Below are 26305 nucleotides of genomic sequence, written 5' to 3' on the forward strand. Positions count from 1 at the left end.
AGCGATTCACCATCATGTCAGTGGATGACACCACCGGTGTCGGCCGAGGCCGGACGGGTAAGCACTCGTCCGGCTCGGTGCCGACCCAGACGCCCGATCAGGATCCGAACCTCACCCCCGGCGACGATTTAGAAGAACAGCTACACCCGGGTCTGCGTAGCAGTCGCGGTCAGGTGGGCGACCGGGTCTTCTCGTACCTGGCGCAGGGAACCGGTCTGCTGGTCATCATCCTGATCGCCGGGATCGGGATCTCGTTGTTGATCGATGCCATTCCGGCGCTTCTCGACAACAACGCGAATTTTCTCTTCTCTTCGGACTGGAACACGAGCGGAGCTGCCTTCGCCGATGGGACCGCATCCTTCGGTGTCTGGGAGCTGTTCCGGGCCACGGTCTTGACCTCGTTCTTCGCGCTGTTCCTGGCGACCCCGATCGCCATCGGCATCGCCGTCTTCCTGGTCGAATACGCTCCGAGGCAGGTCTCGCGACCGCTCGGCGCGGTCATCGACCTGTTGGCGGCGGTGCCGTCGATCATCTTCGGTCTGTGGGGTATCTACGTCCTCGCGCCGGTGATCGCTCCGTTCGCCGTGTGGCTCAACGACACCTTCGGGTGGTTCTTCCTGTTCTCGAGCGGGAAGACGTCGATCACCGGCGGCGGCACCATCTTCACCGCCGGCATCGTGCTCGCGATCATGATGCTGCCCATCATCACCTCCATCACCCGCGAGGTGCTGCGGCAGACGCCCAGTGGACACAAAGAGGCCGCGCAGGCGCTCGGTGCCACCAAATGGGAAGTCATCCGCATGACCGCCTTCCCGTACAGCCGATCCGGGATGATCGCGGCGTCGATGCTGGCGCTCGGTCGCGCCCTCGGCGAGACGATCGCGCTGATGATCATCCTGAGTGCGGCCGTCGGCCGACTCAACTGGTCGCTGTTCGAAGGCGGTGACACCTTCGCCTCGAAGATCGCCCGCGACGTCGGCGAGTTCGTCGGCAGTGAGTCATCCGCCGGTGCCTACATCGCGGCCGGCCTCGTCCTCTTCGTCCTGACATTCGTCGTCAACGCGATCGCCCGTGTGATCGCCGGTGGAAAGGTGAACGGATGACCGTGACCGTCGATACGACACCCGGTGGGCCGGTCAAGTCCTCGGCCACCGCTTTCCGAGAGGTGTCGGCCAGTCGCAAGATGCGCAACGAGGTCGCCCGCGGCACGTTCGCGCTCTGCTTCGTGTTGGGCGTCATCCCACTGGTGTGGTTGCTGTGGACCGTGATCTCCAACGGTGCGCCCGCGCTTGCCGACCCGAACTGGTGGTTCGGCAATGCCTACGGCGTGGACACCACCACGCAGTACGGCGCCGGTATCTCTCAGGCGATCATCGGCACCCTGATCCAGGCATTGATCGCCACCGTGATCTCGGTGCCGATCGCGGTGATGACCGGCATCATGCTGGTCGAGTATCCGACCAGCCCTTTGGTCAAGCCGGTGAGCTTCATGGTCGACATCCTGGCCGGTGTCCCGTCGATCGTCGCCACCCTGTTCATCTTCACCGTCTTCGTGATCGGACTCGGGATGGGCCAGAGCGCGCTGATGGTGAGCCTGGCGCTGATCCTGCTGATGATCCCCATCGTGGTGCGGTCCACCGAAGAGATGCTGAAACTGGTCCCTGACGAACTGCGCGAGGCGTCGTACGCTCTCGGTATCTCCAAGTGGCGGACCATCATGAAGGTCGTGCTGCCCACTGCCCTGTCGGGCATGCTGTCCGGCGTCTTCCTCGCCATCGCCCGCATCATGGGGGAGACCGCCCCGGTGCTCATCCTGGCCGGCCCGGCGAGCTCGCAGGTGCAGACCAACCCGTTCGAGGGCGGGATGAATTCGTTGCCGCTGTTCATCAAGGACATGTGGGCCTCCGCGCAGCCGGCATCGGACTTCTATTACTGGGGTGCGGCGCTCACGCTGATCATCATCATCGCGGCGCTCAATCTCGTCGCCGCCATGACCGCCAAGTTCCTCGCCCCCAAGACCAAGTAAAACGGTCCTCGACCGCCGCCACACAGCAAAGGCATCATCATGGCCAAGCGCCTCGACATCAAAGATCTCAACGTCTATTACAGCAAGTTCCACGCCGTCAAGGACGTGACTCTCTCGGTGCCGCCCCGCAGCATCACGGCTTTCATCGGGCCGTCGGGGTGTGGCAAGTCCACCGTGTTGCGCACGCTCAATCGCATGCACGAGGAGATTCCGGGCGCCTACGCGGTGGGCAGCGTGCTGCTCGACGGTGAGGACATCTACGCCAAGGACATCAACCCGACCGCGGTGCGCACCACCATCGGCATGGTGTTCCAGCGGCCGAACCCGTTTCCCACCATGTCGATCCGTGACAACGTGGTGGCCGGGCTGAAGCTGCAGGGCGTCCGCAACAAGAGTCAGCTCAACGAGGTGTGCGAGCGCAGCCTGCGCGGCGCCAACCTGTGGGAAGAGGTCAAGGATCGCCTCGACAAGCCGGGCGGCGGCCTGTCGGGCGGACAGCAGCAGCGTCTGTGCATCGCCCGTGCGATCGCAGTGTCGCCGGACGTGTTGCTGATGGACGAGCCGTGCTCGGCGCTCGACCCGATCTCTACGCTCGCCATCGAGGATCTGATGGGTGAGCTGAAAAAGGACTACACGATCGTCATCGTCACCCACAACATGCAGCAGGCTGCCCGTGTGAGTGACCAGACCGCGTTCTTCAACCTCGAAGGCGTCGGCCAGCCCGGTCAGCTGATCGAGATCAACGACACCGAGACGATGTTCTCGGCGCCGACCAAGCGGGAAACCGAGGACTACATCTCCGGCCGCTTCGGCTGAAATCCGACAGCCACACGATCGACGACTCGCGCCGCGGACCGACAAGGTCTGCGGCGCGAGTCGTTTCGGTGGGGGGAGGGTTTAGTGTGTGACCGAGGGAGGGTCACATACTGACGACCAGGATGACCAACAACGCGATCAGCGACAGCGTGAATCCGCTGTAGGTGAGGATCTGTCGTCGGTGGGCAGCCGCAGCGTGCCCGTCGTCGTCGACGGCGTTGAAGTCGGGTTCCACACGATGGTGCCGATCCATGTCGGTCACCCTAGCGTGCACTCGGTCCGAGGGCGAAATCCCAAGTCAGACATGGTGAGCGCCGTCTCAAACAGATACGTCGAGGGATCTGGACCGCATCGGAGGTGGGGACGAGGTACCACAGACGACCGCACCGCCGGCCTCATCGAGCGAGATCGGCGGTGCGGTGGGGAAGCACAGGTCGGCGTGTCAGGACACCTCGAGGAACTGCTCGGGTGTCTGACCGGTCGCCTGGAAGACCACCCGGCGTCCGATGAGAACCGCGTGGTCGGCGAAGCGCTCGTAGTAGCGGCCGAGCAGGGTGACGTCGACGGCAGCGGCCACGCCGTGGCTCCACTCCCGGTCCATCAGGACCGTGAACAGGTGCCGGTGCAGGTCGTCCATCGCGTCGTCATCCTCCTGCAGGCGGATGGCATCTTGCGGATTCTGCGTGTTGAGCACCTCGCGGGCGGTGGTGGCCAGCTGCACGGCGAGGCGGCCCATCTCGGCGAAGTAGCCGTTGACCTCCTCGGGCAGTGCCTTGGCGGGGTGACGGCGACGCGCGACCTTGGCCACATGCAGCGCCAGCGCACCCATCCGGTCCACGTCGGCGACGATCTGGAAACCGCTGACGATCCCACGCAGATCACCGGCCACCGGCGCCTGCAGGGCGAGCAGCGCGAACGCCTGTTCCTCGGCGCGGGCCGACAGCTGATTCATTCTCTCGGTCTCGGAAAGGACCTCTTCGGCGATGGCCAGATCGGCCTGGAGCAGGGCCTGGGTGGCGCGGGCCATCGACGAGCCGGCGAGTTCGCACATCTCGCCGAGGATGGTGTTGAGCGCGTCGAGCTGCTCATGGTAGGCGGTACGCATGTAGTCCACAATACTTGGCACACCGGTGGGCTTGTGGACCCTGCGGATGAACGAGCCGTGAACGCCCGGTGCATACTGCGCGTTTGGCGTGTTCGCGCAGGTCAGCTGCAGGTAGTGTCGCCTGCGTTGGTCACCGCGAGGTCGTTGGGCAGGTTGGACGTGTTGGAGGCCGGCGGCAGCTGCGACACCGAGATCGTGCTCCCGACGGCGGCCGGAGAGCCCATCGAACCGTCGTAGTCCGAACCCAGGATCACCTCGACACCCGACTTCACCGTGCGGTCGAGTTGGATCGACGATCCCGGGAACATCGTGGCCAGGGTGGCGGCAGAGTCCTCTTCACCGCCGCCGTACCGGATGACGGTGTCCTCGCGGTTCTCCGAGGCATCGGCCACCCCGCGGACGTCGAAGCCGATCGACACCAGTTGATCGGAGGTGTCGCCGGCGGCGCCGGTACGCCCACTGCCGTTGAGTACACGGACTCCCACGTTGCCGGGGTTCTGTGCGGTCGCCGACACCTGCGTCGGCGCCGACTCGGAGGTGGTACTGCGTGACGTCGCCGACGTCGACGAACTGCTCGACGACGATGCCGCCTGCTGCTTGGCCTGTTCGCCGGGCAGGGGGGCGTCGTCGATGATCGCGTTGAAGATGGCGTTGATGTCGTCGGTGCGCGGGATCTCGTTGTTCAGCCCGTCGGTCGTGGTGCCCGACGTCGGGATGGTCAGGAAGGTCACGCGCCCGGCCTCGATACCTTGCATCGATTCGGCCAGGTTCAGCAGCGACTGGGTGTCGACCCCGTCGACGAAGCTGTATTCGATGAATGTGTTGACGATGCTGTTGAGCTTGTTGGGACTCGACAGGACATTGCCGGACAGGGTCGCCCGCAGCAGTGACGACATGAACAGTTGCTGGCGTTTGATGCGTCCGTAGTCGCCGTTGCCCTCCGACGCGATGTTGCGGGCTCGCACGTAGTTGAGCGCGCGCCTGCCGGTCAGCTTCTGGGTACCCGGCTTGCGCAGCACCTGACCGAGTTCGTAGTCGTAGAGCGGGGTGGGGGAGCACACCTCGACGCCGCCGACCGCGCGCACGACCTTCTCGAAGCCGAAGAAGTCCATGGCGATGAACCGGTTGATGTTGAGACCACTCATCTGCGTGATCACGCTGACCAGGCACTTCGGGCCGCCGTCGGCATAGACCCCGTTGAGCTTGACGCCGTACGCGGGGGGTAGTTCTTCACCGTAGGTGCCGGTGGCGTTGTCCCACTGCTGGCAGGCGGGCCGGTCCACCTGCAGGTCACGCGGGAAGGACACGGCGACGACGCGACTGCGGTTGGCCGGGATGTTGACCAGGATGATGGTGTCGGAGCGGGCGCCCGCCGCGTCATCGGTGGTTCCTGCGCCCACCTTCGCGTTCTGGCCGGCCCGGGTGTCGGTGCCGACGATGAGGTAGTTCTCGTCGCCGTACTGGGCATCCTTGTTGCGGATGTTGGCGTCTTCGGGGTTGACCGCGTTGATGGTCTTCCAGTTGCCGTTCCACGACTGCAGATAACCCCAGACAAAACCGGTGCCCACCAGTGCCATCACGCAGGCGACCGCGACGAGGATGCGTCCGGTGACGGTGACGTTGTGACCGAGGTTGCGACGGCCCGCGCGGGCGCCGGGATGGCGCCGAGGTCGCGACCTCGGCGGGATGGTGTCGGATAGATCCGGAGTGGGCTGCAACGGCCGCACGCGACTGCCCTGACCGCGTGACTCGGCGGTGACCCGCTCGCGGGTGGCGTCGTCGGAGAGATCGACGTCGGTGTCGGGGACAGTCGCCGGCGGCCGGATCGTCGGGATCTGCGTGGTGACGTCGTTCTCGTGGGGGAATCGTTCGAGGTCCTCGAACCGGTGCACCTCGGTCGGTGCCTCGTCGGCCGGCGGTTGTGGGCGAGCTCCGCTGGGCTCGGCCGGGCCGACCTCACCGCCCGCGTTCATCTGCTCCATGAGCTCGCGCACCGTCAGGCGGGTGCGGCCGCGCACATAGCGGTCGGTGGCGCGTGGCTCATGGAGGGCCCCGTGCGCCGGGGCATCGTTGGTGGGGGCCTGACCGAACATCTCGGAGAAGTCGTTGGCGGCTCCGGAGCGGCCCGCGCGCCGGCCCCGGCGGGGCGTACTGCCCTCGTCGGCCGGTTCGTCCGGTCCCGATCCCCTACGACTCAACTCTGATTCCCCTCGACCCCGACGCAGTGGCGCACCGGGTTGTCGGCTCTCGCGCACCAGCTCTGGCGCACCATGACATGGCTCCGCGCACGCGGAACCTCCGCGTCATAGTACTGATTGCACCTGAGAAGATCTCTCAGCCACCATGCGGACAAGCGCAATGGGCAGGTCATCCACCCGAGTGCATCACCTCGGCGCCTTCGGGCACGACGTCCTCGTACGGGTCGTCTAGCCATCCCTCCGGCAACGCCACCTTGGCCGGGGAGCCCTGCCGACCGCGGGGTCCGTGACCGTCGTCGGGAAACGGTGCGTCGTCGGGCAGCGTCGCGACCAGTTCGCGCAGCTCCTCGAGGGTGCCGACGAGAGCGAGTCGGTTACGCAGGTCCGAGCCGGCCGGAAAGCCGCGCAGGTACCAGGCGACGTGTTTGCGGATCTCGCGCATGCCCTTGTTCTCGCCGTGGTGGGCAGCGAGCAGTTCACCGTGGCGCACGATGATCTTCGACACCTCGCCGAGATTTGGCGCAGCAGGCGCCTCGAGCCCGTTCAGTTCGGCGGCGAGTTCGGCGAAGAGCCACGGGCGGCCGAGGCAACCGCGGCCGATCACGACCCCGTCGCACCCGGTGTGACGCATCATCGCGATCGCGTCGGCGGGCTCGAAGATGTCGCCGTTGCCCAGGACCGGCACCTCGGTGACGTGGTCTTTGAGGCGGGCGATCTCGTCCCAGTCGGCGGTGCCCGAATAGCGTTGAGAAGCGGTGCGCGCGTGCAGGGCCACGGCCTGTGCGCCTTCGCCGGCGGCGATGCGGCCCGCGTCGAGGTGCGTGTGGTGTTCGTCGTCGATGCCGATCCGGAACTTCACGGTCACCGGGATCGAGGTGCCTTCGGTGGCCTTCACCGCGGCTGCGACGATTCGCTGGAAAAGCTTGCGCTTGTAAGGAATTGCTGATCCGCCGCCCTTGCGGGTCACCTTGGGGACCGGGCAACCGAAGTTCATGTCGATGTGGTCGGCGAGGTTCTCGTCGACGATCATCTTGGCCGCGGCGTAGGTGTTCTCGGGGTCGACGGTGTAGAGCTGCATCGATCGCGGATTCTCGTCCGGACCGAAGGTCGTCATGTGCATGGTGACCGGATGTCGCTCAACGAGTGCGCGGGCGGTGACCATCTCACACACATACAGACCCGACACCGTGCCGGTGCGGGCCAGTTCGAGTTCGCGGCACAGGGTGCGGAAGGCGACGTTGGTGACCCCGGCCATCGGGGCCAGCACGACGGGGCTGGCCAGTTCGATGGAACCGATCCGCAGAGCTGCGGTTCCGGCTTCTGGAGACGCCGAACCGGCGCCTTCGATGTCCGAAGGCGCCGGGCGGTTGATGGTCGTGGTCAGGATGCCTGCTGCTCCCGTTCCCGCTTCTTGGCCTCGCGGGCGAGTGAGCGGTCGCGCATCTCCTCGAAGCGGATGGTGTCCTTTTCGAGCTGTTCGAGGAAGTTGCCGAGCTCCTCGCGGGTCTTCTCGCCTTCCGCGGAGAAGTCTTCGCGTTCGAAGACTTTCCACTTCCGCAGAACGGGCATGATGACCTCTTCGAGGTGCTGGCGCAGGTCGTAGATGCCGTGCTTGGCCATCAGCACGCCGTTGCGGCGGAAGTTCGGCATCCCCGCGCCGGGCATCTGGAAGTTCGTCACGATATCGGTGACCGCGCGCAGCGTCTGGTCGGGCGAGATGTCCATGCCGGCGCCGCAGATGTTGCGGTAGAAGATCATGTGCAGGTTCTCATCGGCGGCGATGCGCTGCAGCATCTTGTCGGCGATGGGGTCCGCGCAGGCCTTGCCCGTGTTGCGGTGGCTGACACGAGTGGCGAGCTCCTGGAAGGTGACGTAGGCAACCGAATGCAGCAGGCCGACCTCCTCGCCCTTTTCCTTCATCTCCTCGGCACGGTCGGCTGCGGCCAGCAACGGATCGTAGCCGTTGGTCATGTGGATCATCCGGGCCTCTTCGAGGGCGACCGGGTCGACGCCGCGGGTCACCACGAGGTAGTCGCGCATGACGATGCCGTGCCGGTTCTCCTCGGCGGTCCAGCGGCCTACCCAGTGGCCCCAGGCCGAGTCCATCGAGAAGTTCTCGGCGATCACTCGGTGGTAGGAGGGGAGGTTGTCCTCGGTGAGCAGGTTGGTGACCATCGCGGCCTTGGCGACTTCGTCGAGCTGAGACTGCTCGGGGTCGTAGTCGACGCCGCCGAGAGCGGCGAAGTTGCGGCCCTCGTCCCACGGGACGTAGTCGTGCGGGTTCCAGTCCTTGGCGATCTTCAGGTGCCGGTTGACGTTGTCCTCGGCGACCGGCGACAGCTCCTTGAGCAGTTCAAGCTGAGTCAGCTCGCGTGGCATACTTTCCTCCGAACGGTGTTGTCCGCATGTCGTGTCTGGTGGTCTCGACGCCCGACTGACACGGTGATCAGTCGTCCAGGGTACGTCACCGGGCCGGTCGACCCAAGTCCATACCTACGCAATCGTAACCGCGGCCCCGCTTCGTTACGTGCGGCTCGCGTGTCCTCGGTCACCTGCCTCGACCTCGTGCTCGTTGCCTGTCGATGGTGCCCGATACCGGCCGATCATCGGTACCGCTCGCAGTGAATTCACAGCAAAACAGGCGGATTCACCACCGGCCGGGGGATCACATCCAACATCGCCGGGCATGCGCCGAATGCCCGGCGCGTGATCGTCGGGTGCTACCGGCGCCGGGCGAACATCGCACCGACGGTCTCCCGCCACCGGAGGGCCTCGGCGTCAAGGGTGCCGAGTTGCTCGGCCTTCTCACACCAACGCGCCGCGGCCTGTCCGAACTCCAAGGGGTTGTACACATCTTCTTCGCACGACCACAGACCGTCCCCGGCGTAGGTGAGGATCGTCAGGTTGGTGGCCGTGATGTGGGTGCCGTCGCCGGGGTCGCGCATGGGGTTGTCGACCTCGCAGATCACCCGCCCCGTCGGTGCGTCCACCACGTGCCACAGGGCTGGAAAGCCGGTCATGTGGCTGCCGGGGAACGTGGTCATGGTCTTCCAGATCCAGGTGCGGATCTCCTCGCGCCCGGCCATGGTGCCCAGCGCGTGCTCGATGTAGCGGGCGTCGGTGGTGAACATCTCGGCGAAACGATCCCAGTCACGGGTCACCGCGATCTCGGCGACCGTCTTCTGGAAGACGCGAAAGGCGTCGTCGAGCTCGGCGTGGCTGTATGTGCTCATCGGGAGGCGACCCTACCCTGAACGTGTTCTCATTCGGGTGGCTTCGCCGCAGCCGGTCACCTGAGCTGAACCGGCCCGTCGCGGCGCGGGCCTCAGGCATGATGAGGACGGTTCGCAAACGGCGGGCATCACCCGGGGTGGCTCGGCAGTGAGATCGGTGGGAGCAGATGGTGATCGTATGCAACGGTTGAGCGGACTCGACGCGTCATTCCTGTACTTGGAGACCCGATCTCAGCTGATGCAGGTGATCGGGTTGATGGAGATCGACCCGACGACCGTGCCCGGTGGTTACAGCTTCGAGAAGATGCGCGACGAACTCGAACGCCGCATCGCGGCCATGCCGGCTTTTCGACGCAAACTGGACAATTCGATGCTCAACATCGATCACCCGGTGTGGATCGAGGACGAACGGTTCGACATCGAGCGACACGTGCATCGCGTGGCGGTGCCCGCACCCGGTGGCGAACTCGAGGTCGCCGAACTGTGCGGACATCTTGCCGGGCAGACCCTCGACCGTGGAAAGCCGTTGTGGGAGTTGTGGATCATCGAAGGGATGGCCGACGGCCGGATCGCCGCGATGCTACGGATGCACCACGCCGGCACCGACGGGGTGACCAGCGCCGAGATGCTCGCCCAACTGTGCACGCTCACACCCGAATCCCCGGATCTCGACACCGCGAAGATGCAGGAGACGGCCGGCCCGTCGTCGCGGACCTCGATGGCCGTCGGTGGGGCGGTCAATTTCTTCGTGCAGCGACCGATCGCGATGGCGAAGTTGGTGCCCGGTACTGTCGGCGTCCCGATCGGATGGTTTCGCCGCAGCCGCTCCAAGTCGGCCATGCCTGCGCCGTTCCAGGCGCCGCGGACCCGCTTCAACGGGCCGATCACCCCGCATCGGTCGATCGCGCTCACCCAGCTGTCCCTTGACGACGTGAAGAGGGTCAAGAACCGGTTCGGCGTCACGATTAACGACGTCGTGCTCGCCATCACCGGCGGAGCGTTGCGTAGCTACCTGCTCGAACACGACGAGCTACCCGAACAGCCGCTGATCGCGATGGTGCCGGTGTCGGTACACGGGTCTGATGAGAGCTCACTGGTCACCACCGGCACCAACAAGGTGACCGGCATGTTCACGCGGTTGCCGTCGGATCTCGGCGACCCGGTCGCGCGGGTGGAGCGCGCCGCCGACCTCACCCGGACCTCCAAGGAGCATCACGCAGAGATCGACGCGAACATGTTGCGCGGCTGGGCCCAGTTCGCGCCGGGAACCACGATGTCGACGCTGATGAAGTTCTATGGCGATCGCCACCTCGCGACAAGTCATCCGCCGATCTTCAACGTGCTGGTATCCAATGTCCCCGGCCCCGATTTCCCGCTCTACTTCCTCGGTGCGCGGGTGACGTCGGTGTATCCGCTCGGGCCGATCTTTCACGGCCTCGGGCTCAACATCACCGTGTTCTCCGCCGACGGTCACATCAACGTCGGCGTGGTCGCCTGCACCGACCAGACACCCGACGTCTGGTCGATCGCGCACGCCTTCGACGAGGAACTCAAGCAGCTGCTCGAGGCCTGCGACTGACTCCGGTCACGGCGGGCGGTCGGTCAGAAGCTGTCGAGCCACGCGCGGGCACCCGAGTCGCTGGGGGCCCGCCAATCCCCGCGCGGGGACAGTGAACCACCGGAACCGACCTTCGGTCCGTTGGGCATCGCGCTGCGCTTGAATTGACTGTTCATGAACCGCGTCAAGAACACCCGGAGCCAACTGTCGATGGTGGCCGCATCGTATTCGTTGCGCCGATCAGCGGTCAGCAACTCCGACCACGCGCCGCGGTCCCGGTCGCCCCACGCCTGGCCCGCCAGGTAGGCGATTTTCTCGGGACGGTAACCGAACCGGGTGAGGTGATACAGGAAGAAGTCGTGCAGCTCGTAGGGGCCGACGGTGTCCTCGGTGCTCTGGATGCGACCGTCGTCGTCGGCCGGCACCAGCTCCGGTGAGATGACGTCGTCGAGGATCTCGGCCAGAACGTCGGCCGTCTCGTCGGAATAGGCGCCGGTGGCGATCATCCACCGGATCAGGTGTTGGATCAGCGTTTTGGGCACCGACGAGTTCACGTTGTAGTGCGACATCTGGTCGCCCACCCCGTAGGTGCACCAACCCAGTGCCAGCTCGGAGAGATCTCCGGTGCCCAACACGAACGCGCCGTGGTGGTTGGCCAGCCGGAACAGATGCGAGGTCCGCTCGCCGGCCTGTACGTTTTCGAAGGTGACGTCGTAGAGTTGCTCGCCACGCGCGTACGGATGGCCCAGGTCGGCGAGCATCTGCTCGCAGGACGGACGGATGTCGATCTCGGTGCCGCTCACACCGAGGCTGTCCATCAGGATGTGTGCCCGCCGCAGCGTTGCCGATCCGGTCGCGAAACCGGGCATCGTATAGGCGAGGATGTTCTCGCGCGGCAGCCCGAGTCGGTCAAAGGTGTCCACCGCGACCAGCAGCGCCAGAGTGGAGTCGAGACCGCCGGACACGCCGATGACGATCTTGTCCATGCCGGTGGCGCGCAGCCGCGCGGCGAGTCCTTGGACCTGGATGTTGCCTACCTCGCGGCAGCGCGCGTCGCGGTCGGCGGAATCCGCGGGCACGAACGGGAATCGAGGGACCGCGCGGCGCAGGCTGTCGTCTGCCGAGGCGGTCTCACCCAGGGCGAATCGGATCCGGCGCAACGGCTTGAGGTCGTCGGCGAAATCGCCGACCTGGTCGCGCAGACTGATCATCCGCATCCGTTCCTGACGCAGCCGGTCCAGGTCGATGTCGGCGGTGATGGTCTGTGCCTCCATCGCGAACAGCTCGGAGCGTGCCAGCAGGGTCCCGTTCTCGGTGATCAAGGCGTCGCCGTCCCAGGCCAGGTCGGTGGTCGATTCCCCGAACCCGGCCGCCACATAGATGTGGGCGGCGACGCACCGAGCGGAGTGACTGGTGCACAGGGCCTTTCGATAGCTCTCTTTGCCCACGGTGACCGGGCTGCCGGAGAGGTTGGCCAGCACTGTCGCACCGCCCAGCGCTGCCCAGGTGCTCGGCGGAATGGGCACCCAACCGTCCTCGCAGATCTCCACGTGAACTCCGAAACCCTCGAGGTCGGTCGCCTCGAAGATCAGATCCGCCCCGAACGGCACGTCGCGGCCGAGCACGGTCACGGTGGTGACCGGTGCGTCGCGGGCGGCCGCGAAGAAGCGCTGTTCGTAGAACTCCCGGTAATTGGGCAGATACGACTTCGGCACCACGCCCAGCACCTCGCCGTCGTGGATCACTGCGGCGCAGTTGTAGAGGCCGTCGCCGACCTGCAGCGGCAACCCCACTGCCACCACCGGCCGCAGCCCCGTCGTCGCCTCGACGATCGTCGCCAGACCTGCCAGACAGGCGTCGATGATCGCGTCCTGGTGAAACAAGTCGTCGATGCTGTAACCGCACAATCCCAACTCCGGGAACACCACGAGAGCCGTGCCATCGTCGGCGGATGCGCGCACCTGTTCGATGATGCGTTTGGCATTGGTGGCCGGGTCGGCGAGGGCGACGAGTGGGACCGCTCCGGTCACCCGGGCGAATCCGTGGTCATAGACAGACACACTGCGAGCCTATCCGAGGGCCGCCCGGTCCCACGTCGGTCCTCGCGTCGGCGGTGCCACCATGACCGAGTCCGCTACAGCCCCAGGTCCTTGGCGATGATCGTCTTCATCACCTCGTTGGTGCCGCCGTAGATTCGCGACACTCGGGTGTCGGCGTAGAGGCGGGCGATCGGGTATTCCAGGATGTAGCCGTACCCGCCGTGCAGTTGCAGACATTTGTCGATGACCCGGCCGGCGGTCTCGGTGGCGAACAATTTCACTCGTGCCGCGTCGGGCACCGAGAGATCCCCGGCGTTGTGCAGTTCCATGGCCCGGTCGACGAACTGCCGGATCGCCTCGACCTCGGCGGAGCATTCGGCAAGCACGAACTTGGTGTTCTGGAACGACGACACCGGTTTGCCGAAAACATCGCGCTCGGTGGTGTATGCCAGCGCGTGCTGTACTGCGGCCGCGGCGGTGGCCGATGCGCCGACCGCGATGGTCAGCCGTTCCTGCGCGAGATTGTGTGTGAGATACGAGAATCCCGCGCCCTCGTCGCCGAGGCGATCTTCGACGGGAACGCGAACCGAACTGAACGCCAGCTCCGCGGTGTCGGATGCCTTCAGCCCGATCTTCTCCAACTTGCGGCCGACGGAGAACCCTTCGGAGGTGGTGTCGACAACCAGGATTGAGAGCCCGGACCGGCGGTTGTCCGCGTCGAACGGCGAAGTGCGACAGACGGCCAGGACGCGGTCGGCGAGTGCACCACCGGTGATGAATGTCTTCGCGCCGTCGAGCACGTAGTGGCTGCCGTCCTCGGACAGCGTGGCGGTGGTGGAGATGTTGGCGAGGTCCGAGCCGGTTCCCGGCTCGGTCATCGCGATGGCGAACATGATGTCGCCGGAGCAGAATCCGGGCAGCCAGCGGTGCTTCTGCTCGTCGGTTCCGTACTCCATCAGGTAGGGCAGGATGAGATTCGAATGCACCGAATAGCTGCCGAAGGTCACGCCGGCCGCCGATGTCTCCTCGGCGATCACCATCGAGTAGGTGAAGTCCTTGATGCCGCCGCCGCCGAACTCCTCAGGCGCTTCGATGCCGAGCACGCCGAGTTCGCCGAGCCGATTGTAGAAGTTGCGCGGCGGGTGGCCCTGCTTCTCCCAGTCGTGGTAGTGCGGCACGACCTCTTTGGCGATGAAGTCGCGAAGGGTTTTGCGGAATGTCTCGTGATCGTCGTTGAACACGGTGCGCTGCATGGTTTTCCCCTCAGTTCTCGCGGTAGTCGCGCAGTAGTCCCTTGCTGATGATCTGTTTCTGGATCTCGCTGGTGCCCTCACCGATGAGTAGAAACGGCGCCTCCCGCATGAGCCGTTCGACCTCGAAGTCTTTGGAGTAGCCGTAGCCACCGTGGATGCGAAAGCTTGCCTGGGTGACCTCCGCGCAGTACTCGCTGCACAGGTATTTGGCCATTCCGGCCGACACGTCGTTGCGGTCGCCGGAATCCTTGAGTCGGGCGGCGTTGACCATCATCAGGTGTGCGGCCTCCACCTTGGTGGCCATTTCGGCGAGGCTGAACGCAATCGCCTGGTGCTGTGCGATCGGCTTACCGAAGGTTGATCGTTGCTGGGCGTAGCGAACGGCGAGCTCGAAGGCGCGCTGGGCCACTCCACAGGCGCGTGCAGATACGTTGACCCGGCCCACCTCGACCCCGTCCATCATGTGGGCGAACCCGCGGCCCGGGAAGCCGCCGAGAATGTCGTCGGCCGAGGCGCGGTAACCGTCGAAGATGAGCTCGGTGGTGTCGATTCCCTTGTAGCCCATCTTGTCGATCTTGGTCGGGATGGTCACCCCGGGGAGCACTTCGCCGAACCCGGCGGGTTTCTCCACCAGGAAGGTGGTGAGATTCTTGTGCGCCTTGTCCTGGCCCTCCTCGGTCCGCACCAGCGCGGCCACCAGCGTCGAACTCGCGCCGTTGGTCAGCCACATCTTCTGGCCACTGATCGAGTAGTCACCGTCGGCGGTGCGCTTGGCGGTGGTCTTGATCGCGGCCACATCCGAACCGAGTTCCGGTTCGGACATCGAGAACGCGCCGCGCACTTCGCCGGTCGCCATCCGTGGCAGGAATCTGCGCTTCTGTTCCTCGGTTCCGTGCTGACGCAGCATGTAGGCAACGATGAAATGGGTGTTGATCACCCCGGACACGCTCATCCACCCGCGCGCCAGTTCTTCGACGCACAACGCGTACGTGAGCAGCGACTCGCCGAGCCCGCCGTATTCCTCAGGGATCATCAGGCCGAACAGGCCCATGTCGCGCATCCCGTCGACGATCTCGTGTGGATATGAATCGTTGTGCTCGAGTTGCTGGGCGTTCGGGATGATCTGCTTGTCGACGAACTGTCGGACGTTCGCCAGAATCTCGGTCTGGATGTCGGTGAGACCCAGGGTCTGTGCGAGGCGGGCCATCGTGATCTCTTCTCTTTTGGGTGCGGTTCGGCCGGGGAGAGACAGTCGTGGCGTGATGCCGGCGGTGGCCGGCATCACTGAACCCTCTCAGCATGCCCTGCAGACCTCGGTAGCGGAACGAGGTCATCGACTAACGATCTGTTAGCGGGAGCCAATGACGGGTGGTCGCGGGACATGGTGACCGCACCCATAGGTATTCGCAGTCTGTCGATTCGTCGAACCGGCATTGCCCGCGATTGCGCGGGAGGGGTTCAATGATCGCAGATGTGATCCACGACACGATGATGTTCGAGCCTCGCTCACGTCACCTGTGCTGATTACTTCGCTCGACACCCCCATCCATTTTCCGTCGCAGGAGGACGACATGCCCACCATCAAGGCCAGATCGGACGCGGCCACCGGAGGTGCGCCCGTGACCGACGCAGTCCCCGCCGATGGCGCGCTTCGGCGCCGGGCATGGGGACTGACCTCCCTGCTCGTCGCTCTGTATGTCGTCAACTATGCCGACAAGGCAGTCCTCGGGATCATCGCGCAGTCACTCGCCGACGAGTTGGGTTTCAATTCATCGCAGATCGGTCTGGTCGGCAGCCTCTTCTTCCTCACCTTCACGATCGGCGGGTTCTTTGCCGGCGCTTTGAACCGATGGCTGTCGCTGCGGTGGGCGTTGGTCATCCTGGCCGTGTGCTGGGCGGCGGCCATGCTGCCGATGGTGGCGGTCGCTGCGTTCTCGGTGCTCATCGTGAGTCGGTTGTTCCTAGGATTCGCCGAGGGGCCGAGTTCGGCGCTGCTGCACACGGCCGCTTACTCGTGGCATCCACCGGCCCGCCGAGCACTTCCCGGCGCGCTGTTGGCCGGGGCGGCATCGATCGCCAAGATCGCCATCGCCCCGATCCTGGCGGTCATCACCGTCAACCTCGGCTGGCGGGCAGCCCTGATCACGCTTTCGGTCGCGGGTCTGTTGTGGTGCGTGGTCTGGCTGGCCACCTGGAAGGACGGACCCTATATCGCGGGCGGCAAGCAGCCCAAGGGCTCGGGCGACAGCACCTCGGTTACGTCGGTATCCGGAGCAGACGAACCTGCTGTGCCGTGGGTGCGGATCTTCACCACCCGGACCTTCATCAGCGCCGCACTTCTGGTGATGAGCGTGTACGCGCTGGTCACGGTGGTGCTGACCTGGTTGCCCTCCTATTTCGAGAAGGGCTTGGGTTACAGCCGATTGGAAGCCGGGTCGATGTTCGCGCTGCCCTCGATCGTCGGACTCGCGATGATGCTCGTGACGTCCGTGGTCGGTGACCGGCTGATCTCTCGCGGTGCGACATCACGCAAGTTGCGGGTGATCGTCCCCTCGACGGGCGTGCTCGTCGCCGGCGTGCTGTTGGTGACCCTCCCAGGGATCAGTACCCCGGCCCTCGCGGTGTTGGTGGTCTCGCTCGGCTACGGCTGCGCCACCTCGGTGTTCCCGCTGTTCAACGCAGCCATCTCGGAAATCTGCCCGCCGCGCCAGACCGCCGGGACGCTGGGTGTTTTCCTCGCGATCATGGCCATCGGCGGTCTGGTCGCCCCGTACGCCACGGGCGTCATCGTCGACAACGCCTCGACCCCGGCGGCCGGCTACGCGACCTCGTTCCAGATCATCGGCATCGTTGCCTCCGTATGCGCGGTCCTCGCCCTGGTGTTCGCGAATCCGGAGCGGGACAAGGTGCTGGTGCGCCGGGACCTGCCGGTCGGCGCGCACGCGACATAGGCGAGGGCTATCGCACCGTGAGTGTGAAACATCTTGTGCTCGTATGCCGCACGAGGTTCATTCGATGGGAGGGCGCGTCTCGCCACCGCAGCCGAGCCGCACATCAGTACAAGCCGCATTTCAGTTCAAGGAGATCCCATGCGTGATGCAGTGATCGTCGATGCCGTCCGCACGCCGATCGGACGTCGACGCGGCGCCCTGTCCGGCATCCATCCCGCCGACCTGTCGGCACATGTGCTCGAGTCGTTGGTCGAGCGGACCGGGCTCGATCCGGCCGTGATCGACGATGTCGTCTGGGGGTGTGTCAGTCAGACCTCCGAGCAGGCAGGCAACGTCGCGCGTACTGCGATTCTGGCCGCCGGTTGGCCGGAATCGGTGCCGGGCACCACGGTGACCAGGGCCTGCGGATCCAGCCAACAAGCGCTCAGTATGGCTGCGGCCGCGGTGATCTCCGGTCAACAGGACGTCGTGGTGGCCGGCGGTGTGGAGTCGATGAGCCGAGTGCCGATGGGGAGCGCCGCGCCCAACGGGGAGAGTCAGCCGCCCACCGTCCTCGACCGGTACGGCGTCGATCGCTTCAGTCAGGGCATCGGGGCGGAGATGATGGCCCAGAAATGGTCGCTGAGCCGGACCGCCCTCGACGAGTTCTCCCTTCGCTCACACGAACTCGCCGCCCAAGCCGCTGATGCGGGCGCCTTCGACGGGCAACTGGCGCCGATCACCGGCGTCCTCGAAGGGGATGAGGGCATTCGGCGTGGCGGCACGCTCGAGTCGATGTCGGCGCTCAAGCCCGCTTTCCGAGAGGACGGGGTTATTCACGCCGGCAATGCTTCTCAGATCTCCGATGGTGCGGCGGCGTTGCTCGTCATGTGTTCGCAGACTGCGGCTGAGCACGGGTTCACGCCGATTGCCCGGGTACACACGGCGGTGGTAGCCGGTGACGACCCCGTCATCATGCTCACCGGCCCGATCGCAGCAACTGCGAAAGCTCTCGAGCGGTCCGGTCTGACCATCGGCGACATCGGCGCGTTCGAGATCAACGAGGCGTTCGCGCCGGTGCCGCTGGCCTGGCAGATCGAGACCGGTGCTGACGCGGATCGGGTGAATCCGCTCGGCGGCGCCATCGCGGTGGGCCATCCGCTCGGTGGCTCCGGCGCGATTCTCATGACGCGACTCGTACATCACATGCGCAACAACGGCATCCGGTACGGCTTGCAGTCGATGTGCGAAGCCGGCGGGATGGCCAACGCCACCATCGTCGAGCGTCTCTGACGCCGGCCCGGCGAGGACATGCATTCGGGGCGCACCGAGACAGGAGATCGATGAGCACGGAGCTGAACTACCCGGACATCACGATGGCGGCGCTGCCACCGAGTACGGCGCGGATGTACGGTTCGCGGGCCGCTGTGGTCGACGAGGACCGCATAGTCACCTACGACGAACTCGATGTGGCGACGGCACGTGTGTCCGCGGCGCTGCGTGCCGCGGGTGTCGGGGACGGCGACGTGGTGCTGTTGCATCTGGGCAACAGCATCGAGTTCCTCGTCTGCTACTACGGTTCGTTGCGCGCCGGTGCGGCTGTCACGCCGGTCAATCCGTTGCAGCCGATGCCAGGCTTGCGAGCACAACTGGCCGAGACCGGAGCGTCGATTGCGTTCACGGGCAGTGCGCAGCTCGATCGTCTCCTCGAAGCCGACAGCGATCACGGTGTGACCGCTGTCGTGCTGGCCGATCGACCCGGTGTCGATGTCGAAACCGTTCCGGACGGTGTGATCACCTTGGCGGAGTTCACTGCCGGCCATACCGATCCGGCGATCACCGACGTGGTCGGATCGGATCTGGCGCATCTCGCCTTCACCGGCGGCACGACGGGCGTGTCGAAGGGGGTCCGGGTGCTGCACCGCAATGTCGTGGCGAATGTGACGCAGATGGTCGGGTGGCGGGCCGGTCATGCGGTGGTCGCCGACGCGACCGGACTGGTGCGGCTCGAGAGCCGCGACGGCGCCGATGAGCGCGGCGTGGTTCCAGGGTCGGCGGCGACCGTTGTGGTGTCACCGCTGTTCCACGCACATGCCCTGATCAACATGTCCTTTCTGCTGCTCTGCGGCGCCACCCAGGTGCTGGCCGGCCGATTCGATCCGGCGGGCATGCTCGAACTGATCGAGCGGCATCGGGCCACGTATGTCACGGGAAGCCCGGCGATGTGGCACGCACTCGCCTCACACCCCGATGTCGCTCATCGTGACCTGACGTCGGTGCGCGTCGTGTCCTCTGGTGCCGCCCCCATCGATCAGGTGACGTTGGAGACGCTGACATCGGCGTTCCCTGCGGGCGCGGTCGTCGAGGGTTACGGACTCACCGAGGCGACCTGCCTGGTGTCGTCGGCTCCGCTGACCGGCGACGGCGAGTATCGGCTCGGCAGTGTCGGACTACCTACATTCGACACCGAGATCCAGATTCGGTCCGCCGACGACCGTGCGACCGTTCTGGAACCCGGGCAGCGTGGCGAGCTCTGGGTCCGCGGACCGCAGGTCACCGACGGCTATCACAACCATCCCGAGATCACCGCCGCTCAGTACGTCGACGGATGGCTCGACACCGGCGACATCGCTTATCGCGACGACGACGGCTACCTCTACATCTGCGATCGGGCAAAGGACATGCTGATCTACAAGGGCTACAACGTGTATCCGCGTGAGCTCGAGGAGATTCTCGTCACCCACCCGGACGTCGCCGCGGCGGCCGTCGTCGGTCGCGAGGCGGGCAGTGTGGGCCAGGAACCCGTGGCCTTCATCGTCGCAGCAGCCGGTCACCAGGTCGACACCCATCGCCTGCAGGCCTACGTTGCCGAACAAGTGTTGCCGTACAAAAAGATCCGGGACGTCCTCGTGGTGGATTCGCTACCGACGTCAGCCGCCGGCAAGGTCCAAAAGGTTGCGCTCCGGGAGCGTCTGGTCACCGCATGACGGTTGCGACGGTCGCAGGGGGACGAGTGTCGGTGGGTGCCGACCCGCCTGCTGATCGAGCGTGCTGACCGACCGGCCGCGATGGTGTCGCGTCCGTCGCTGACGTTCGGGTCGGTCGGTCAGCAGGCTTGTTCACACTGTGGAGTTGTCAAGGTACAGATGCGGTCCCGTTGTGGTCGGGTGCGGTCTGGTGTCCCGCGTCGGAAATTCGTTGATGATTTCGACGTCCAGGTGGCGCCTCGCTTCGTTGGCGTCGTCGCAGGTACATCCAGTACCTGCTCCTCCGCCGCCTCGCGATGCATCCACCTGGATCGCCGAACTCATGAAACGAATTTCCGACGCGGGACACTAGCTGATCGAGTAGCCGCCGAGCCGCTAGGCGAGGTGGCGTATCGAGATCTGCGGCTACTGCTGTGACGGTCAGGCGGCAGCAGGCAGGTTGTCGAGGTTGAGGGTCCGCCGGTTGTGGGCGGGCAAGGGTGTGCGTCCGGGGTCGACGGCGGTGGGTGGGATGAGCCAGGGGTGGCGGTCGGTGCCGAGGATCACGTCCCAGCCGTTGTGGTGGATGTCGGTGTGGCAGGTGGGGCAGAGTAGGCAGCTGTTGTCGAGGCTGGTGTCGCCGCCGTCGATCCAGTGGGTCAGGTGGTGGGCTTGGGTGCGGTTGGCGGGTGCGCCGCATTTGATGCAGCATTCGTCTCGGACGTGCAACGCTTTTCGGATGTGTGGTGGGACGAATCTTTTCTCGCGGCTGATGTCGAGGGGGACGCGTTCGTCGTCGACGAGCAGGGTGGTGGTGGCCGCATCGCAGGACAGTCGACGCAGGGTCGCTTGGGTGACCGAGCCGAGGAGGTCGAGTTCGGCCAGGGTGGGGGTGTCGGCGGGGATGGTGAGTAGGAGTTGGGTTTTGGGTGCGGCGCTGGCGATGTCGCTGGGCATGCGGGCGGCGATGTCGAGGATGGTGTCGAGGGCGTCGGCGTGGCGGCGGGCGATGGTGCGGGGGTCGCGGGAGCCGTCGGGTTGGGGTCGGGGTGCGCCGAGGGCGTTGAGGGCGGCGCAGAGTTTTTCGCCGACTTCGAGGTCGAGGCTGGCCTCGAGGTGGAGGCGGCCGTCGGTGTCGCGGTGGTGGGTGAGTTCGTTGAGTTGGCGGTCTTCGGCGGCGGGTAGGCCGTTGGTGCCGGCGGCGAGTTGGTTGCCCAGGGTGCGGGCGCGTGTGTCGATGTCGGCGGGGGTGGCGCCGGAAAAGTATTGTCCGAGAAGATCGGTCACATGGGTTAGACGCAATGCGTCGTCGATTGGTTCCGCCGATCTGCCGGCGATATGGCTGACTCCGCGCACGATGGCGTCGAGGTGTTCGGCGGGGATCGCGCCGTCGGCGGCGTGCGCGTGCAGGGTGGGCAGTGTGTCGAGCGAGCCGGCGATACGCAGCAGTCGTTGGGCCACCGATGGTGCGAATCCCATCACGATGAGCAGTTCACGGGTACTGCGGCCGTGGTCGCGGGCCACACCGAGTCGGTCGAGTTGTGCGGCCAGGCGGGCCGCGTGATGATCGATGAGGTTGCGTAGCGCCAGGACCTGACCGATGGCGTCGAAGGTGGCACGCCCCGACAGGTCATCGCAGCGCAGCTCGCGCAATACCGAGACCACCGCAGACAACTCCGCATCGACAGCCGAATCAGCAGATACAGACACTTCAGCGATGACAGACATGACGACTCCCCAGCAGATACGACAACGGCACCGGTGTAACCGGTGATGCAGGCGGCCGTTCTGGGTTTCCTACCGTGCCGAGCAACGCATTCGCTCCTGTGCGTGCTTATCCGGTCCGGCATATCGTCATCATCTCGGCCTGCTGGCAAACAAGGTATTCGAACTCACGTTCGAAGTCAAGCGAATTGTCGAAAATTGTTGAGTCTGCCGGCGACGGCCAGGTCAGCGCGATTTCTGTGCCTGTTTGACCAGATTTGCACCGACGATCAAGCGCTGGATCTCGCTGGTGCCCTCGTAGAGCCGCAACAGCCGGACATCCCGGTAGATCCGCTCCACCGGAACCTCGCGCATGTAGCCGCTGCCGCCGTGGATCTGGACCGCGAGGTCGGCGACCTTGCCGACCATCTCGGTGCAGAACAGCTTCGCGGCCGACGGCGCGATTCGGCGGTCCGTGTTGTCCACCCAGGCGCGGGCTGCCTCGCGCACCATGGCGCGGCCCGCCATCACACCCGTCTGCTGATCGGCGAGCATCGCCTGCACGAGCTGGAACTCGCCGATGGGTGTGCCACCCTGGGTCGCCGTCGCAGCCCAGGCGACCGACTCGTCGAGCGCCCGCTGGGCGGTCCCCACCGACAACGCGGCGATATGTACGCGGCCACGCGCCAACGAGGTCATCGCTGCCCGGTAACCGACATCTTCGTTCCCTCCGACCAGGGCGGTAGCCGGCACCCTGACATCGTCGAAATGGACATCGGAGGTCCAAGCGCCTTCCTGGCCCATCTTGCGGTCTTTGGCGCCCACGCTCACGCCCGGCGTGTCGGCGGGAACCAAGAACACCGCGATGCCGGTTCCGTTCTCGTCCTTGGAGCGGGTTCGCGCAAAGACCACGAACAGGTCGGCGATCGGGGCATTGGTGATGAAGCGTTTCTCGCCGCTGATGACCCAATCCGATCCGTCGCGAACCGCTCTGGTGCGTAGTCCGGCGGGATCGGAGCCGGCGCCTGGCTCGGTCAGTGCGAACGATGCGACGACCTCTCCAGAGGCGATCCTCTCCAGCCACATGGATTTCTGTTCGTCGGTACCGAACCCGACCAGGACCTGGCCGGCGATCCCGTTGTTGGTTCCGAACATCGATCGCAGCGCCAGCGAGGTGTATCCGAACTCCATCGCGAGTTCGACATCCTGGGTCAGATCGAGTCCTAGCCCTCCCCATTGCTGGGGAATCGCATAGCCAAACAGTCCCATTTCCTTGGCGGTGGCGCGGATGTCCTCGGGGATCGCATCGAGGTCGAGAATCTCCTGTTCCCGCGGGACGACCTTCGCTCGGATGAATTCGCGTGTCGCCGCGAGTATGTCGGCGAAGTCGTCATCGCTGACCTCGCGCTGGGCGGTGGTGTTCACGACACTGGTCATCCTCCCACTCTGACGGGTTCTGCGGTGCCGGTCCACATCGAACTCCCTCTCGCACCCTTAGCTGCTTTGTATGGATCGACGGGGCCGCCGGTGGCCGGTCGGCGGTAGATTCCGACCCATGGCTTCCTCTACACCTCAGAATCTGCTCGATGGACGAACCGCGGTGATCACCGGCGCCGCTCAGGGCATCGGCTTCGAGATCGCCCGGTGTTTCGTGGACGCGGGGGCGCGCGTCGTCCTCGGGGATCTGAACTTCGACGCCGCGACGGCCGCGGCGGGCAAACTCGGTGGCGCCGAGGTCGCGCGTGCGGTGCGATGCGACGTCACCGACGCGGGAGAGATGGACACCCTGCTCGCCGACGCCGTCGACAGCTTCGGTTCGTTGGACGTGATGGTCAACAACGCCGGAATCACTCGCGACGCGACGATGCGGACGATGAGCGAGGAGGATTTCGATCTCGTCGTCTCGGTTCACCTGAAGGGCACGTGGAACGGCACCCGCAAGGCGGCCGCGATCATGCGCGAGGCCAAACGTGGTGCGATCGTGAACATCTCGTCGCTGTCCGGCAAGGTCGGCATGGTCGGTCAGACCAACTACTCGGCCGCCAAGGCAGGGATCGTCGGCATGTCGAAGGCCGCGGCAAAGGAGATGGCACATCACGGTGTCCGGGTCAATGCCATTCAACCCGGGCTGATTCGCTCGGCGATGACCGAGGCGATGCCGCAGAAGGCCTGGGATCAGAAGATGGCGGAGATCCCGATGCAACGCGCCGGTGAGGTCGACGAGGTGGCCTCCGTGGCACTCTTCCTCGCCTCGGATATGTCGTCCTACATGACCGGAACCGTGCTGGAGGTGACCGGCGGACGGTTCATGTGACAACCATCAGATCCGATTATCGATCACCGAAAGGCGCACCATGAGAGACGTTGTCATCTGTGAACCCGTACGCACACCGATCGGTAGGTACGGCGGGATGTTCAAGAATCTCACCGCCGTCGACCTCGGGGTGACGGCGGTGCGGGGGATGCTCGATCGGTCGGGACTTGCTCCGGAGGCCGTCGAGGATGTGATTCTCGGACACTGCAACGGCAACAGTGAGGCACCGGCGATCGGGAGGGTGGTGGCGCTCGACGCCGGGTTGCCGGTCACGGTGGGCGGTATGCACATCGACCGACGATGCGGGTCGGGTCTGCAGGCCGTCATCCAGGCGGGTTTCCAGGTCGCGGGCGGTGACCACGATGTCGTCGTGGCAGGTGGCACCGAGTCGATGAGCAATGCGTCGTTCTACTCCGTCGATATGCGATGGGGTGGCGCCCGGTCGGGTATCGCCATGCACGACAGCCTGGTTCGCGCCAGGTCCACCGCCGGCGGCAAGAACTATCCGGTGCCAGGCGGCATGATCGAGACGGCCGAGAACCTGCGGGAAGAATACGAGATCAGCCGCACCGAACAGGATGAGTTGGCCGTCGAATCCCATCTCCGTGCGGTCCGCGCCCAGAAGGACGGCATCTTCGCGGAGGAGATCATCCCTGTGACCGTCGCAGGGAAAGGCGGCGAGCGAGTGATCGACACCGACGAGCACCCGCGACCGGATGTTTCTGCCGCCGTGCTGGCAAAGCTGAAACCCATCATGGCCAAGCAGGATCCCGACGCCACGGTGACTGCGGGCAACGCCAGCGGTCAGAACGATGCGGCCGCGATGTGTATCGTGACCACTCCCGAGGTCGCCGAGCGGCACGGGCTACGCCCGCTGGCGCGGCTGGTGTCGTGGGCGGCGGCCGGCGTCGCTCCGCGCACAATGGGTATCGGTCCTGTTCCCGCTACCGCGAAGGCGCTGGACAAGGCCGGCCTGTCGCTCGCCGACATCGACCTCATCGAACTGAACGAGGCCTTCGCCGCGCAAGCGTTGGCGGTCACCAGGGAGTGGGGATTCGGCCGCTTCGGTGCCGGCGGCGACTTCGACCGCACCAATGTGCACGGCTCTGGTATCTCACTGGGACATCCGGTGGGCGCCACCGGTGTTCGCATGCTGGCGACGCTGGCTCGGGAGATGGATCGCCGGCAGGTGCGCTACGGCCTGGAGACGATGTGCATCGGTGGCGGGCAGGGACTAGCGGCAGTCTTCGAGCGGGTGGCATAGCGCACCTTCGCAATCAGCGCCCATTCGACTCGAGGACCGTGCCGATCAGGTCCACGAAGGCCTGGCCGACCGGGGAGACAGTGGTGGGGTCGTAAGCAATCGCGAACGGACGGACGAATCGGGGCTGCACCGTCCGTACGACGGCGCGGTCGGCGGCGGCCTCGGCCATCGACTTCTCCAGCATCGTCCCACCGATGCCGGCGAGCACCATCGGGAGTCGTTCCTCCCGATGCTCGGAGAGGACGGCCAGCGGCGGTCGGGCCCCGGCGACGCGGATCGCCTCCTCGATCTCGTCGGCGACCGACTGGCCCCGCGGCACGAATACCATGGGTACCGACGGCAACTCCTCGAGGGGGATCGGGCCGTCGGGTACCTGGGTCCCGGGTGGATAGATGAGCAGGTACTCCTGTTCACCCACCACGACGACCTCGAGGTCGTCGCCGGCGATCGGCAGGTGGGCGACAGCGAACTCACAGTGACCGTCCTCGATCGCCGACGCGGCCTGGGTCTCGTCTCGGAGTTCGCCGAAACGTACCGTGACACCTGGGTATTCGGATCGGAAGCGGACCAGGAGGTCGACGAGTGGACCCGACGCCACCGACGGTACCGCGAGGATGTCGAGTCGCCCGGTCAACTCGTCGGAGGGGGCCGCCAGCAGATCTCCGACGGCATCGACGTCACGCACGATCTGGCGTGCCGGGCCCACCATGGACCGTCCGGCGGAGCTGAGTACCATGCCGCGTCCGATCCGGTGAAAGAGCTGTACCCCCAACTCCCGTTCCAGCGCTCGCAGCGCCTGCGAGACGGTGGGTTGGGCGACCCCGAGCGCGCCTGCCGCGCCCCCGATGCCCTGGTGCTCGACGACGGCGAGGAAGTACTCGATCTGACGTAGCTCCACA

General features: G+C 65.6%; 21 protein-coding genes. 9 read left to right on the forward strand and 12 right to left on the reverse strand.

The annotated features are described in order from the left end of the window. Positions 1-14: 14 nt before the first annotated feature. From pstC to pstB, 3 genes are read left to right on the forward strand one after another with little or no spacing between them, the layout of a single operon-like run. Positions 15-1103 carry a phosphate ABC transporter permease subunit PstC gene (gene pstC / locus ACIGKQ_RS03055; RefSeq protein ID WP_235725918.1) on the forward strand — a complete coding sequence of 363 codons (1089 nt, stop codon included), beginning with the start codon at positions 15-17 and terminating at the stop codon, positions 1101-1103. Beyond that, entirely contained in the window at positions 1100-2026 is a 927-nt protein-coding gene (gene pstA, locus ACIGKQ_RS03060; RefSeq protein ID WP_235725917.1) for a phosphate ABC transporter permease PstA, read from the forward strand. The genes pstC and pstA overlap by 4 nt, the downstream gene beginning before the upstream one ends. Positions 2027-2065: 39 nt before the next feature. After that, a complete protein-coding gene (gene pstB, locus ACIGKQ_RS03065) occupies positions 2066-2842 on the forward strand; it encodes a phosphate ABC transporter ATP-binding protein PstB (RefSeq protein ID WP_235725916.1) in 777 nt (258 codons plus the stop codon). A 103-nt stretch (positions 2843-2945) separates the two neighbouring features. On the opposite strand, the gene ACIGKQ_RS03070 is transcribed toward pstB, so the two are convergent. The 6 genes from ACIGKQ_RS03070 to ACIGKQ_RS03095 form a co-directional block, all read right to left on the reverse strand. After that, on the reverse strand, positions 2946-3095 hold the full coding sequence (locus ACIGKQ_RS03070) for a hypothetical protein (RefSeq protein ID WP_235725915.1): 150 nt from the start codon (positions 3093-3095) through the stop codon (positions 2946-2948). Positions 3096-3284: 189 nt separating this feature from the next. Beyond that, the gene (gene phoU / locus ACIGKQ_RS03075) at positions 3285-3947 is read right to left on the reverse strand and encodes a phosphate signaling complex protein PhoU (protein ID WP_235725914.1); all 663 of its coding nucleotides are present in this window, start codon (positions 3945-3947) and stop codon (positions 3285-3287) included. Between the two features lie 101 nt (positions 3948-4048). Further along, complete coding sequence (locus ACIGKQ_RS03080) at positions 4049-6145, reverse strand: LCP family protein (RefSeq protein WP_235725913.1); 2097 nt, start codon at positions 6143-6145, stop codon at positions 4049-4051. Positions 6146-6314: 169 nt separating this feature from the next. Continuing rightward, complete coding sequence (dusB, locus tag ACIGKQ_RS03085; protein ID WP_396572441.1) at positions 6315-7493, reverse strand: tRNA dihydrouridine synthase DusB; 1179 nt, start codon at positions 7491-7493, stop codon at positions 6315-6317. Positions 7494-7525: 32 nt separating this feature from the next. Next, positions 7526-8524 (reverse strand): acyl-ACP desaturase, encoded by a 999-nt coding sequence (locus ACIGKQ_RS03090; protein ID WP_235725911.1) that lies wholly within the window; start codon positions 8522-8524, stop codon positions 7526-7528. A 341-nt stretch (positions 8525-8865) separates the two neighbouring features. Next, a complete protein-coding gene (locus ACIGKQ_RS03095; RefSeq protein WP_235725910.1) occupies positions 8866-9378 on the reverse strand; it encodes a nuclear transport factor 2 family protein in 513 nt (170 codons plus the stop codon). 178 nt (positions 9379-9556) lie between these two features. Here ACIGKQ_RS03095 and ACIGKQ_RS03100 point away from each other — a divergent pair, with 178 nt between their 5' ends. Then, complete coding sequence (locus tag ACIGKQ_RS03100; protein WP_235725909.1) at positions 9557-10957, forward strand: wax ester/triacylglycerol synthase family O-acyltransferase; 1401 nt, start codon at positions 9557-9559, stop codon at positions 10955-10957. Between the two features lie 23 nt (positions 10958-10980). On the opposite strand, the gene ACIGKQ_RS03105 is transcribed toward ACIGKQ_RS03100, so the two are convergent. The 3 genes from ACIGKQ_RS03105 to ACIGKQ_RS03115 form a co-directional block, all read right to left on the reverse strand. Further along, the gene (locus ACIGKQ_RS03105) at positions 10981-12996 is read right to left on the reverse strand and encodes an NAD(+) synthase (RefSeq protein ID WP_235725908.1); all 2016 of its coding nucleotides are present in this window, start codon (positions 12994-12996) and stop codon (positions 10981-10983) included. 74 nt (positions 12997-13070) lie between these two features. Beyond that, positions 13071-14228 carry an acyl-CoA dehydrogenase family protein gene (locus ACIGKQ_RS03110; protein WP_235725907.1) on the reverse strand — a complete coding sequence of 386 codons (1158 nt, stop codon included), beginning with the start codon at positions 14226-14228 and terminating at the stop codon, positions 13071-13073. A 10-nt stretch (positions 14229-14238) separates the two neighbouring features. Then, on the reverse strand, positions 14239-15435 hold the full coding sequence (locus tag ACIGKQ_RS03115) for an acyl-CoA dehydrogenase family protein (protein ID WP_235725944.1): 1197 nt from the start codon (positions 15433-15435) through the stop codon (positions 14239-14241). Between the two features lie 364 nt (positions 15436-15799). Here ACIGKQ_RS03115 and ACIGKQ_RS03120 point away from each other — a divergent pair, with 364 nt between their 5' ends. The 3 genes from ACIGKQ_RS03120 to ACIGKQ_RS03130 all read left to right on the forward strand — a co-directional run bounded on the left by ACIGKQ_RS03120 (position 15800) and on the right by ACIGKQ_RS03130 (position 20145). Then, on the forward strand, positions 15800-17179 hold the full coding sequence (locus tag ACIGKQ_RS03120; protein WP_372475396.1) for an MFS transporter: 1380 nt from the start codon (positions 15800-15802) through the stop codon (positions 17177-17179). A gap of 138 nt (positions 17180-17317) precedes the next feature. After that, positions 17318-18451, forward strand: coding sequence for an acetyl-CoA C-acyltransferase (locus ACIGKQ_RS03125; RefSeq protein ID WP_235725905.1), 1134 nt, complete (start codon positions 17318-17320; stop codon positions 18449-18451). A gap of 50 nt (positions 18452-18501) precedes the next feature. Further along, positions 18502-20145 carry a class I adenylate-forming enzyme family protein gene (locus ACIGKQ_RS03130; protein WP_396572276.1) on the forward strand — a complete coding sequence of 548 codons (1644 nt, stop codon included), beginning with the start codon at positions 18502-18504 and terminating at the stop codon, positions 20143-20145. Between the two features lie 420 nt (positions 20146-20565). On the opposite strand, the gene ACIGKQ_RS03135 is transcribed toward ACIGKQ_RS03130, so the two are convergent. After that, entirely contained in the window at positions 20566-21852 is a 1287-nt protein-coding gene (locus ACIGKQ_RS03135) for a DUF222 domain-containing protein (RefSeq protein ID WP_396572277.1), read from the reverse strand. Positions 21853-22074: 222 nt separating this feature from the next. Beyond that, the gene (locus tag ACIGKQ_RS03140) at positions 22075-23265 is read right to left on the reverse strand and encodes an acyl-CoA dehydrogenase family protein (protein ID WP_235725742.1); all 1191 of its coding nucleotides are present in this window, start codon (positions 23263-23265) and stop codon (positions 22075-22077) included. Positions 23266-23383: 118 nt separating this feature from the next. On the opposite strand from ACIGKQ_RS03140, the gene fabG reads away from it, so the two are divergent. Together fabG and ACIGKQ_RS03150 are read left to right on the forward strand one after the other, a co-directional pair. After that, entirely contained in the window at positions 23384-24142 is a 759-nt protein-coding gene (fabG, locus tag ACIGKQ_RS03145) for a 3-oxoacyl-ACP reductase FabG (protein WP_287016274.1), read from the forward strand. Between the two features lie 40 nt (positions 24143-24182). Further along, a complete protein-coding gene (locus ACIGKQ_RS03150) occupies positions 24183-25406 on the forward strand; it encodes an acetyl-CoA C-acetyltransferase (protein WP_235725744.1) in 1224 nt (407 codons plus the stop codon). 13 nt (positions 25407-25419) lie between these two features. Here the strand turns inward: ACIGKQ_RS03150 and ACIGKQ_RS03155 are convergent, their stop codons facing one another. Further along, complete coding sequence (locus tag ACIGKQ_RS03155; RefSeq protein WP_235725745.1) at positions 25420-26304, reverse strand: LysR family transcriptional regulator; 885 nt, start codon at positions 26302-26304, stop codon at positions 25420-25422. Between the last annotated feature and the right edge of the window lies 1 nt (position 26305).

Origin of the sequence: Gordonia sp. NPDC062954, from assembly GCF_044543825.1 — a bacterium.
Lineage (GTDB): Bacteria > Actinomycetota > Actinomycetes > Mycobacteriales > Mycobacteriaceae > Gordonia > Gordonia tangerina.